Below are 11,753 nucleotides of genomic sequence, written 5' to 3' on the forward strand. Positions count from 1 at the left end.
GCCTACACTGACCACACCAGGGTGAATCCGCTGATCTGCGAGGTTGCCATGAACATGCCGGACCCGCACAGAGACGATCAGACCCGACGCATCAGGCCCATCGAGGAACCAGCGCCGGCGGCCTTCGAGGAAGGTGTCGTCGACCCGGATCGTGGCCGGATCAGGACCGTCACCATAGTCTGCACGGTGGTCACCGTGATCAGCGCCCTGTTCGCGATAGTGCTCGCGCTGCACATTGTCTTCGTCCTGGGCGAGGCGAACCCCCGCAACGGTTTCGCCTCCTTTGTGGACAGCTGGTCTGCGGCGGTTTCGCTGGGGCTGCGGGGGCTGTTCACCCCCGGAGACGCGAAGCTGCAGGTACTGCTCAACGACGGCCTGGCCGCGTTGGCCTGGCTGGCCATCGGCGCGTTTCTCACCTACCTCATTCGCCGTCTCGCGCTGCCCGCCGGACGTCGCGCGATGCGCTATCGCCGCGTGGTGCGCTGACGTCGGCTTCGGGCAGTGGCGCGATCAGCTCGCCGGCTTCGCCACGTCGAACGCGCGCACCTCGCGTAGCTCCCAGCTCTGAGCGATCCGGTCGACCAGCGCTATGGAGAAGACCGGCGGTCGTGCGATGACCGGCTGTCCCACCGTGTGTGGGCGAAATCCTTCGAGGTCTGTCCTTCACGCGGCGTTTCACCTGGTCTTGCGATATTTTCGAGGAGGCTCAAGGGAAGGAATTGCGGTGTCGGGCGGAGACGGTGGTGGCTGGGTGGAGCCGCTGTCGGTGGTGACCACCAGCGCAGGTCAGGGGCAGGTGATCATCACCGTGTCCGGTGGCCTCGATCTCGTGACGACCAAGATCCTCGATGGGGAACTCAGGCGGGCATTTGACCCGGTGCCGGCCAGCGTGGTCGTCGACCTGAACGGGGTCGACTTCTGTGATTCAACCGGCTTGTCGACCCTGATCGGTCTCAACAATCGCTGTGTCGCCGACCGTGTCGCCCTTCAATTCCTGCCCTCAGCGCCGATCCGCCGATTGTTGCTGCGTACTGGGCTATCGGACCTGTTGCCGATCGGCTGAGCCGGCTACCAGCAGAAGGTCGGACTGAGCGCCCCATGAGGGCGACGGCAACGACTGCGGGGGCGGTCAAGCAGGCGACACCGCCGATGACGCTGGTCATGCGGACCGCAAGGGCAGCCGTTGACGGTCCTCGAGTCGGCTGATCTCAGTAGCGCGGTTCACGGTTTCGGCGGGCCTCCGTTTGGACGGCTTGTTCTGCTGGATGAACACGAACATGAAAGGCCCGAAATGAGGAATGTTCAGGTCTTTCCACGGCGTAGTTGGCGCAGTGGGCCAGACTCATGTGCGCACCAAATGGTATTCGTCGCCCTGAGCAACTGAGCTCCACGCCGCATGTCGAAGTGATCGGGCTACGCTCCGCTACCTGTGTTGCCCCGACGGTGCCGAAGGTTCGGCGATATGACTAAAACCCTGCCTGTGAATGCGACGGAGCGAAACCTGAATGAAGGCGCCCGTCGTAGGCCGAATGGGGGTGTGGTGGGTGATTATCGCGTAGGGGCTTCTGTGTGGCGGTAGCCGGGAAATGGCGCCGCTTGCGGAAGAGTGAAGTCGTAGCAGTCACTCCACTGGGTAAAAACTCGTTCGCCGACAAGACGCTCCTTGACGTGAAACTGCAAACCCAGGTACTCAGGAAACTGGCAGTTGCAGGTACGCGTACACGAGTTATCCGGAGGAAAAGAAATGGCTACCGCAACCCTGGACAAGGTCATCGAACTGCGTTTCAAGGGCTTCGACAACGACCACGACGGACGGCTCGAGCGTTCCGACTTCGAGCAAGAGGCGGATGACGTCATGCGAGCGCTGGGGCAGGACCCGGCACTGCCGCATGGCCAATCATTGAAGCAGGCCTACATAGCCGTGTACGAATACTTCGCGCGCAAGGCCGGCGTGGGTGAGGAAGGGTTGAGTCTCGAGGATTACACCGCCGTGTGGAAGTCCGTGGTCAACCAGGGTGACGTCGGGTTCAACCAGGTGCTGAAGCCGTATGCGCAGGCCGCGGCCGCGGTATGCGACAGCGACGGCGACGGCCAGATCAGCCGCGAAGAGTACGGCAAGTGGATCGCCGCCATGATCGAAACCAGCGCCGACACCGCACGCAAGGTTGACACGAAGGCATCCTTCGATCGGATCGACGTGGATCACGACGGAATCGTGTCCGTCGACGAATTCATCGAGGCGTTCAAGCAGTACGTCACCGGGAAGTCGGACCTCGGCATGCTCGAGTGACGCACAAGGTACGACGCGGTCGCTGATGATCCTCGCAGAATGTCGATGGCCCGCACTATCCACGGATCAATTGGACTATTCCCTTGCTAGAGAACATCGAATCCGCGGTGGACGGATCCAGGTCACCCGCTAAGCCAGAGTTCCTCACCAAGTACACGCCAACCAGGTACCGGCGGGCCATCACACCGTTCTCTCGCGTTCCGGTGACCGCGAGAATGGGTGAAGTGTGGCAGGTCGCCGCCGCACGTGCCGGCGCCGGGCGGGTGATCGTCGACCGGCCGGCGGATATCGACCCGACCGGCCCGGCCGACCGTGACTACGCCGGTTGGGCCGGCCTGGTCGACCAGGCAGCTGCGTGGCTCCACTCCGCCGGCGTGCGACCGTGGGACCGGGTGGCCATCTTGAAGGCCAACCACCTCGACGTCGCCCTGCTCGGATGTGCGGCGGCCCGGATCGGCGCGATCCCCGCGATGCTCGCCTGGACCCACTCCCCGGAGAACGCCCGGTTGATGCTGTCGCGGTTGGAGCGGCCGTATCTCGTCACCGACCAAGCGCAACTCGCGTCCTGCGACCTCGGATCGGACGTGCTGGCGTCGTTGGTCACGCGCACCATCTGCACCGACGGCACCGATCGTGAGGACGTGATCGCGCTGGACGACCTGAAGGGCGCTCCGCCCGCCCCGGTCGCCCTCCGCGAAGCCCGCGAACCGATGGTCATCACCCATACGTCGGGCACAACTGGCAGTCCGAAACTCGTCCTGCACTCGGCGGATTCCATTTACTCACTGGCCCTCGTGGAGGTGGATCGATGGCCGGTCATCGGGTTGCGGTCCACCGACACCGTGGCCTACTGCGAGCCGTTCTGCCACCAGCGGATGGCCACCGCTCTCGCGAGCATGGCCACGGTCACGCCACGGATGCTCATGATCTCCGAGCCGTTCTCCGAGGCCACCCGTCGACTGATCGTCGACCACAAACCGACCGTGGTCGACGCTCTGCCCAATATCTACCTCGTCTGGGAAAAGCTTGCCCGTGACGAGGCGGCCCCCTTCCGGAACACCCGCGTGTTCATGAGTTCGTTCGACGCCATTCACACCCGAACGATCCGTACGTTTCTTGATGCCAGCAAGCAGCGTTTGCCTGTCTGGGCGCAGTCCTGGAGCCAAACCGAGGCGGGCGCGATCGCCCTCTGTGCGTACCTGCGACCTTTCGTCCGGCGCGTGGGCCGTCGTCGGCCGGTCCTGGGCTGGCCGGTGCCGTTGGTGTCGAAGCTGCGCGCGGTCGACCCGGACACCGGCGAGGAGTTGCCGCGCGGGCAGGTCGGATTGATCGAGATATCGCAGCCTGGGCGATCGCTGGCTTACGTGGGCGAACAACACCGCCACGACCTCAAATGCAACGGATGGTGGTGGAATACCGGAGACCTCGGGGTGATCAACCGGTGGGGAGCGGTCCGGCTGGTCGATCGTGAGATCGACCGCATTCCCTCCTGCAGTGCGATCGCGCTGGAAGACGTGTTGCTCGACCGCCTGCCCGAACTCACCGAGGTCGTGCTCCTTGCGGTCGACGGCCACAAGCCGGTACCAGTGCTGTCCGTGGCCGACGATCACCCGCTAAACCAGCAAGCATGGGCAAAAGCCGTGGCCACGCTTACCCCGTTGGAGGATCCCATTCAAATTCGATGGGATGAATTCCCCCGCACCGCCACCTTCAAGATCCGGCGCGTCGCCCTGCGCGAGCAGCTTCTCTCCGGCGCGAAGGCCATCGGCACCGGGCGGTGGACTTGACGTCACGGGCACGCGGCGGGGCAGGAGAACCCGCGATGGTCAGCCAGTTCGATTCGCTCGCCAACGCCTACGAAACAATGGCGGAGGAACATCCGGTCCGCGTTCACGTCGAGCGCTATTCCATGGTGCGCCTACTCGGCGATCTGCGCGGTAAGAAGGCCCTCGATATCGGCTGTGGGACCGGCTTCTATTCGCGGCTGCTGCGGTCACAGGGCGCAGAGCAGGTCACCGGTATCGACGTCTCGGACGGGATGTTGGAGTACGCACGGCGCCACGGAGACTCCATTCGTTACCTCAAACGGGACGTGGCCTGTCCGTCGGCTGAGCCGGACACCGACCTGGGGTCCGCCTTCGACCTCGCTGTCAGCGTGTACATGTTTCCCTACGCGAGGTCCGAAGAGGAACTCGCCGGGATGTGCCGCACGGCTCGACGCGCCCTGTCGGCCACGGGAGGACGCTTCGTCGCCGCATGCCTCAACCCCGAGGTGAGGACAGACCCAGGCTGGTACGACCCTTACGACTTCGAGGTCACGGACACCTCCGGCGGGGCATGGGAATCAGGGGCCGACGGGACACCGATCCGGCTGGTGATCAAGGTTCGCGAGCAGCCCGTCACCCTCGACGCGTATCGCTGGTCCACCGAAACCCACGAGCGTGCCCTGCGAGAGGCCGGCTTCTCCACCGTCACCTGGATCCGGCCGGAAGTGTCCGCCACCGGCCGCCGGCTGGGCGACGGTCACTGGCAGAACTACCTCGCCTACCCGCACACGCTGATCGTCGACTGCGAGACCGGACCGGGATCGGGCGTATGACCGGTCATGGGCACCTGCCGTCGCTCGTTCATCACGATCGCTCACTGAGCATCTACACGTTGTCGGCCCACGGGCAGCGACAGAACGCGAGAGAGCTGTTCAGCCGCCTGGGCCGGGAGGATCCCGTGCACTGGGACCGTTACGCCGGCACTTGGCTGGTCTCGCGCCGTGCCGAAGCCTTGAAGGTGTGTACCGCGGAGCCGTTCAGCGCGCGGCGCCTGTCCGGCACCGATGTCGCGGGCGACCGGGCCGACGACGCGATCAACCGGCAGGCGCTGTTCCTGGACGAGCCGGCACACTCCACCTGGCGTCTCATCAACCGCCAGGTCCTGACGCCCGCGCGGATCGCGGCCCTGGCGCCCTGGATCGAGCACCGGATCGCCGAGCTGGTCAGGTCGAGCGATCGAGATCGGCTTGACATCGTCGGCGATGTGGCGCGGCCGCTTCCTCTCGAGGTGGTGGCCCGGCTCCTCGGCCTGCCCTGCGCGGACCTGCCGAAGATCCGCGCCTGGTCGGATTCCTACACCCGGGTCATCACCGGCTTCACACCGAAAGCCGGAGCAAGTGGCAACGCGCCGATCACGGAATTCCTGGACTACGCCCAGTACCTCATCCGGCACAGCCGTCGCGCTCAGGGTCGCTACGGTCTCGGCGCCTTGGTCGGTGCGGCGGACGCCACCGGAACCCTCACCGACACCGACATCGCGGCGAACCTTCTGATGCTCATCGCCGCGGCGCACCAGACCACTACCGGCTTCCTCGCCGGTGCGGTACTGGAATGGCTGTCCCCGTCGTTCGGCCCGCTCGACGCGCAGGCCACCGAAGAGACGGTGGAGGAATTACTCGCCCGCGTATCCCCGTCACGGTTTGTCGGACGAGCCGTGACCGAGGACATCGAACTGGGCGGCAGGCAGGTCCGCGCCGGCCAATCGGTGCTCGTGCTCCTCGCCGCCATCAACTGGAGTGACTTGGCCGACCGTTCGCCGGGAACGCCGAGAACCGCCAACGTCGCCTTCGGTCTCGGGCGCCATCGTTGCCCCGGTGCCCGGCTGGCCCGCCTCGAAGGGCGCCTCCTGCTGAAGAACCTTCTCGGTTCCGGCCGTACCCCCCGGCTGGCGGAGGAGGAAGTGCGGTGGTCGGACAACGTCAACTTGCCCTGCCCGGTGCGCCTGCGCATCTCCGTCGGGGCCTGAAACCACCCGGAAAGTGTGGCTATGACAAGCATCGTAGACGGACCGACGTGTGCCTTCGCCGACATCGACGGCGCGGACGTTCTGGCCATGGTGGCGGAACAGGTACGCCGTACCCCCGACTCCACCGCGGTTTCGGCCGCCGACGGCAACCTGAGCTATGCCCGGCTCGCCACCGTCATCGACGAGTACGCGCAGTCGTTGGCGGAAAACGGGATCCGGCCCGGCGAGCTGGTCGCGCTGCGCGTTCCCCCTTCCTGCGCGGCCGTCGGTGCGTTTCTCGGGGCGCTGCACGCCGGCGGAGTCCTGATGCCGCTGGATCCCTCGCAGCCCCCGCGTCGCCAGGAGCAGCTCATCGCCGACACCAGGACCAGACTTGTTCTGTCGGCGAGTGAACGGCCAGGGGAGGTCGTGGTAGCCGACACCGGTAGCGCACCACGGACGCTCGACGGTGTCCGCGGCGCCGCCTACGTCATCCACACCTCCGGAAGCAGTGGCCGTCCGAAGGGGGTGCTGTGCCGGCACACCGGGTTGGCGAACATGGTCCGAGCCCAGCGTGCGGTCTTCGGCGTCGGGCACACCGACCGGGTGGCGCAGCTCGCGCCGTGGTCCGTCGACGCGGCGATCTTCGAGGTGACACTCGCCTTGGCGGCCGGAGCTTCCCTCCAGGTGGCAGGCCAGGACGACCGCTACCCGGGCGCACCCCTTGAACGGTTCCTCGCCCGGACGAAGGCCACCACGGCCGTCGTAACACCGTCCTCCCTGCGCAGCTTGAGGCCGGACGAATTGCCCGGTCTCAAGCTTGTGGTCAGCGCGGGAGAGGCACTGCTTCCCGACTTGGCGCGCGCCTGGGTCACCGGCCGACGCCTGGTGAACGCGTACGGAGTCACCGAAGGCACGATCTGGACCAGTTACAGCGAAATCACCGCGGACACGGTGGAACGCGCCGACGCCGTTCCGCTGGGCACGGCGATCCCGGGCTGCACACTCGACGTCGTCGACCCGGAGCTCTGCGATTCTCCCCCGGGCGAACCGGGTGAGATCCGGCTGGGAGGGGCCGGCGTCGCCGCCGGTTACCTGGACAGCGACGACCTGACCTCCCAGCGCTTCAAGACCACTCCGCAAGGACGCGTCTTCCTGACCGGTGATCGGGCTGTCCGGGACCACGCGGGCTTTCTGCGCTTTCTCGGACGCGACGACGAACAGATCAAGCTGGGGGGCCTGCGGGTCGAATTGGGTGAGGTGCGCCAAGTACTCACCGGCCACCCTTCGGTCAGAGAGTGCTCAGTGCGCCGAGATCCGGAGTACGACCGGCTGGTGGCCTACGTCGTCGTCGAGAAGGGAAGCGACGTCGACCAGCACGGCTTCGTCCAGTGGATGGAAGACCGGCTTCCGCTCCCGATGGTCCCCAGCCTGTATGTCCCCTTGGCGGAGTTGCCGAAGACCGCGTGGGGAAAGGTCGATGTCGCGGCTTTGCCGACGCCCGCGGAGGCGGTGGCCGGCCTGCGCCGCTCCTCCTCGGCCCCGCCTTTCACGGTCCAGGCGCGTCTCACGCAGATCGTGATGGAGGTCCTGCGAACACCGGAGGTCTCGCCCCACGACGACCTGTTCATGCTCGGCATGACTTCGCTGTCGATGGCTCGGCTTCTCCGCAGGGTCCTGGATGACCTCGGGGCCGAGATCGAACCCGTCGACGTGTTCGAACAGCCGACCGTCGCCGGGTTGGCCGTTCTCATCGACGCGCGTGACGGGAGGCCACGATGAGCGGCTCTCCAGGGCCGTCGAACGGCGACGGGCCGTGGTTCAACTACGTCGCGAGGCGGGTCGCCCCCGGGCAACGGCTGGTGTGCCTCGCCGGGGCCGGCAGCGGGCCGTCGGAGTTTGCCCGCTGGCGCACGGCCCTCCCCGAGCACACCGAGATCTGGCCCGTGCAGCTGCCAGGACGGGAGCAACGGATGCGGGAGGAGCCATGGTCCGATCTTCCCACGCTGGTCACCGCTCTGCGGTCCGCGCTGGACGCGGCCGAGCGCGAGGGGGCGTTGCCTCTCGTCCTCTTCGGCCACAGTTTCGGGGCGCTGGTCATGTACGAGCTGGCGCGCCGGATCGCAGCGGACGACCCCGGCCGGGTACGCGGCCTGATCGTCTCCGGCCTGGCCGCTCCCGGGCGTCCTGCCCTGCGACCGACGCTGAGCAGCCGCGACGACGAGGAAATCCTCGCCTGGATCCGCACCTTGGACGGCACCCCGGCGGAGCTGCTGAGCGATGACCGCTTCACGACCTGGCTCTTGCGTGATCTGCGTGCCTCCTACCGCATCCGGGAAAACCACCGGCCCGATTCCTCGACGCCGCTCCCGTATCCGATCACGGCGTTCGGCGGGCTCGGTGACATCGAGGCAGGCGAGTCCGACCTCGACGCCTGGTCTCGGTTCACCACCTCCCGGTTCCGGCGCCACCTGCTGCCCGGCGGTCACTTCTTCCAGCGCCACCAGGCGGAGGCGTTTCTCGCCTTGCTCGCGCAGGAACTCGACCACCTGAGCAAGACCGGCGAGCCCGAGGAGATGCCGGCGTGATCGCCACCACCACCGCGTTCGAACGGTGGTTTCCCGGCGCGCGGCCTCAAGGAGAGCCGCCGGTGCTGTTGTGTCTGGCGGGCGCGGGCGGTGGGCCGCAAGAATTCCACGCCTGGAAGAACGCCTTGCACGGCCGGGTCGAGGTGGTAGCCGTAGCGCTACCCGGACGGGACCGTCGCGTCCGTGAATCCCCGCACCTCGACCTCCGCACCCTCGTCGCGGAGATGATCGACATCGCCGAACCGCTGTTCAGCAGACCGTTCGCCCTGTTCGGCTACAGCCTCGGAGCCTTGACCATGTACGAGACGGCGCGGTCGCTGCCCCGGCCCTTTCGGGACAACCTGCTCCATCTTTTCGTGGGCGGCCAGGCCGCACCCCGGCATCCTCAAGGCGACACCGCCCGAAGCGACGACACCGACGACACGCTCATCGACTACCTCCGCGAGCTGGGTGGCACCCCTGAGCAGATCCTGCAGAGTCGTCCCTTCATGCGGCCGTACCTGCGTTGTCTCCGTGCCGACCTGCTGCTCGCGGAACGTTACGACTACCGGGGAGAGGCACGCCTCGAGTGCCCGATGACCCTGTTCGTGGGGCGACGCGATGCTCGGATCACGCCAGGACAACTCGCGGCGTGGGAAGACGAGACACAGGGCGCCTTCCGGATGGTCGAGTTGCCAGGAGGACACTTCTGCCTCCGCGACGACCGCGATCTGATCATCGAGGACATCGCCAGGACAGTGGCTCCCACAAGCGTTCCGGCCGGGGTGGAGCCATGATCCAGCGAGAATCACCCGATGTCTCAGGAAAATCAGACCTTCTTCAGGAGCGGCTGGCCGCACTGTGGTGCCACGTCCTGCGTGTCGAGTCCGTGCAAGCGGATACCGACTTCTTTCTCCTGGGCGGTCACTCGATCCATGCCCTCAAAGTCCTGGTGTCCGTCCACGAAAACTGGGGGGTGACCCTTGCCGTCGAAGACTTCCTCGCCGAGCCGACGATCAGGGCGCTGTCCGCGAAGATCGCGGCACAACGGGAATATCGGCCATGACCGACTCGCTCGAACTCACGGCCGGTGAACCACCGATACCGCACGTCGCCGACACGGTCGCCGAGCACCGGATCGCGGACTGGCTCGACGAGCACCGCGGGATGCTGTCGGCCGCCTTGCTCCGGCACGGCGCGGTGCTGATCCGCGGACTGGGCGTGCGCGACGCCGCCAGGCTCGGCCAGCTCAGCGAGCGGATCTCCGGCGCCACGCTGCCGGATCGCGAATCCTTCGCTCGCCGCAAGCCGCTCGGCGGTCCAGTGGTTTCTTCCCCGGAATGGCCGCCGGATCAGCCGATGTGCATGCACCACGAGTCGAGTCACCGGCTCGAGTTCCCCCGGCTACTGGTGATCGGCTGCTTCGTGGAGCCCCCTCGGGGCGGGGCCACCGGGCTCGCCGACGCTCGGCAGGTTCTCGCCGCGCTGCCGCAGCAGCTGGCAGAGCGGTTTTCCCGCGAGGGCTGGCTGCTCGTCCGCTCGTACAACGATGTGGTGGGCGTGCCATGGCGGGAGGCGTTCGACGCGGCGGACCGCAAGGCCGCGGAAGCCTACTGCCGGGCCAACGAAATCGCGTTCGAGTGGCTCCCGAACGGCGGTCTGCGCACGACCCAGCATCGCCCGGCGATCATCCACCACCCGGAGACCGGCGACGCGGTCTGGTTCAACCAGATCGCCTTCCTGAGCGAGTGGTCGCTCGACCCCGCGGTGCGCGAGTACCTGCTGTTCGAGTTCGGCGCGAACGGCCTTCCGTTCATGACCCGGCATGGAAACGGTGACCCGATCGACGCGGTGACCGTGCGGCTGATCGAGGAAATATACGAGGAGAACACCCTTCGAGTGCCGTGGCGTGCCGGGGATGTCCTCCTGATCGACAACCTCCGCATGGCGCACGGCCGTGAACCTTATGAGGGGCAGCGTGAACTGGGCGTGGTGATGTGCGATCCGATCCGGCTGGCCGACTGCGTCCCGGCACACGATTTCGCCCGAGCGGTGGGAAAGGTGGGGAAATCCTGATGGACGATGTGATCGAGTACGATGAGAACGCGACGCGACTGATCGAGATCACCACGTCGAACTGGATCACTCAGGCGGTCGGAACCTTCGCTCAGCTGGGTGTCGCCGACGCTTTCGAAGCCTCACCGAAGAAGACGGCAGACCTCGCCGCCGCGCTCGATTGCGATTCGTCGGCCCTCCGGCGGTTGCTGCGGTCTCTGGCCGCCGTGGGGATAGTGTCCGAGACGGACTTCGAGGAGTTCGAGCTCACCTCAATGGGAGAGCTGTTGCGCCGCGACCATCCCCATTCCCTGCGCGAGCTGGCGATCCTGCAGATCGAGCCGTGGATCCGGGAATCCTTCCAGCGGATGCCGGATACGATCGTCGACGCCGAGCCCGGGGTGCGGTCGGTACTCGGTGTCGACCACTACTGGGATTACCTGGAGGACACTCCGCGCGCTCAGTCCGTGTTCAACGACGGCATGGTCGCGCTTGCCCGGAACCTGCAGATCCCGTTGGCCCTGTCGTACGACTACGGGTCACTGCGGCGCGTCGTCGACGTCGGCGGCGGCCTGGGGGAGCTGCTGGCCGCTGTGCTCAAGGCCAACCCTCACCTGGACGGCACGCTCTTCGACCTCCCGGCGACCGTGGTGGAAGCGAGGAAGCGCCTCGATCAGCTCGGACTCGGCTCACGGTGCACCGCGGTCGCCGGTGACATGTTTTCGCAGGTCCCGGAAGGCGCGGACGCGTACCTGCTGTCCGCCGTCCTCGCGGACTGGGACGACGAACACGCCGGTGTTCTGCTGAGGAACCTGGCGGCGGTCCTGCCCGCCGATGGGCGGATCCTCGCCCTGGACTGCTTGCTGGATCTTCCCGGCGGCCGTGCCGGACCTGACTTCCACTTCGGCAGGGCGGTGGATCTCTTCCTGTTGTGCGTGGGAAACGCCCGAATACGGACCCGTCAGGAGTTCGCCGACCTCGCCCGCGGCGCGGGGCTGCGGCTGGCCGAGGTCGTCCAACCGCAAGGGCCGATGTCCTTGCTGGTATTGACCCATTGACCCACGAACCCG

Annotated in this window: 12 protein-coding genes; all 12 read left to right on the forward strand. The window is 66.6% G+C overall.

What is annotated here, in order from left to right; all coding sequences use genetic code 11:
- Positions 1–21 precede the first annotated feature (21 nt).
- The 12 genes from ACZ1DY_RS19090 to ACZ1DY_RS19145 all read left to right on the forward strand — a co-directional run bounded on the left by ACZ1DY_RS19090 (position 22) and on the right by ACZ1DY_RS19145 (position 11,741).
- Complete coding sequence (locus tag ACZ1DY_RS19090) at positions 22–486, forward strand: hypothetical protein (protein WP_465485190.1); 465 nt, start codon at positions 22–24, stop codon at positions 484–486.
- 265 nt (positions 487–751) lie between these two features.
- Positions 752–1,063 (forward strand): STAS domain-containing protein, encoded by a 312-nt coding sequence (locus ACZ1DY_RS19095; protein ID WP_465485191.1) that lies wholly within the window; start codon positions 752–754, stop codon positions 1,061–1,063.
- A 681-nt stretch (positions 1,064–1,744) separates the two neighbouring features.
- A complete protein-coding gene (locus ACZ1DY_RS19100) occupies positions 1,745–2,290 on the forward strand; it encodes an EF-hand domain-containing protein (protein ID WP_465485192.1) in 546 nt (181 codons plus the stop codon).
- Positions 2,291–2,514: 224 nt separating this feature from the next.
- Positions 2,515–4,077: a class I adenylate-forming enzyme family protein gene (locus ACZ1DY_RS19105; RefSeq protein ID WP_465485193.1), complete on the forward strand. Its 1,563-nt coding sequence runs from the start codon at positions 2,515–2,517 to the stop codon at positions 4,075–4,077.
- Positions 4,078–4,112: 35 nt separating this feature from the next.
- Positions 4,113–4,889, forward strand: coding sequence for a class I SAM-dependent DNA methyltransferase (locus ACZ1DY_RS19110; RefSeq protein ID WP_465485194.1), 777 nt, complete (start codon positions 4,113–4,115; stop codon positions 4,887–4,889).
- Entirely contained in the window at positions 4,886–6,082 is a 1,197-nt protein-coding gene (locus tag ACZ1DY_RS19115; protein WP_465485195.1) for a cytochrome P450, read from the forward strand. Before ACZ1DY_RS19110 ends, ACZ1DY_RS19115 begins: the two co-directional genes overlap by 4 nt.
- Before the next feature lie 21 nt (positions 6,083–6,103).
- Complete coding sequence (locus ACZ1DY_RS19120) at positions 6,104–7,843, forward strand: non-ribosomal peptide synthetase (RefSeq protein ID WP_465485196.1); 1,740 nt, start codon at positions 6,104–6,106, stop codon at positions 7,841–7,843.
- Positions 7,840–8,649, forward strand: a complete 810-nt coding sequence (locus tag ACZ1DY_RS19125; protein WP_465485197.1) for a thioesterase II family protein — start codon at positions 7,840–7,842, stop codon at positions 8,647–8,649. Before ACZ1DY_RS19120 ends, ACZ1DY_RS19125 begins: the two co-directional genes overlap by 4 nt.
- Positions 8,646–9,425, forward strand: a complete 780-nt coding sequence (locus ACZ1DY_RS19130; RefSeq protein ID WP_465485198.1) for a thioesterase II family protein — start codon at positions 8,646–8,648, stop codon at positions 9,423–9,425. Before ACZ1DY_RS19125 ends, ACZ1DY_RS19130 begins: the two co-directional genes overlap by 4 nt.
- Positions 9,422–9,694, forward strand: a complete 273-nt coding sequence (locus tag ACZ1DY_RS19135; RefSeq protein WP_465485199.1) for a phosphopantetheine-binding protein — start codon at positions 9,422–9,424, stop codon at positions 9,692–9,694. The genes ACZ1DY_RS19130 and ACZ1DY_RS19135 overlap by 4 nt, the downstream gene beginning before the upstream one ends.
- A complete protein-coding gene (locus tag ACZ1DY_RS19140; protein WP_465485200.1) occupies positions 9,691–10,704 on the forward strand; it encodes a TauD/TfdA family dioxygenase in 1,014 nt (337 codons plus the stop codon). Before ACZ1DY_RS19135 ends, ACZ1DY_RS19140 begins: the two co-directional genes overlap by 4 nt.
- A complete protein-coding gene (locus tag ACZ1DY_RS19145) occupies positions 10,704–11,741 on the forward strand; it encodes a methyltransferase (RefSeq protein WP_465485201.1) in 1,038 nt (345 codons plus the stop codon). The genes ACZ1DY_RS19140 and ACZ1DY_RS19145 overlap by 1 nt, the downstream gene beginning before the upstream one ends.
- The last annotated feature ends 12 nt before the right edge of the window (positions 11,742–11,753 follow it).

This window comes from Amycolatopsis sp. PSD-21 (genome assembly GCF_055561455.1).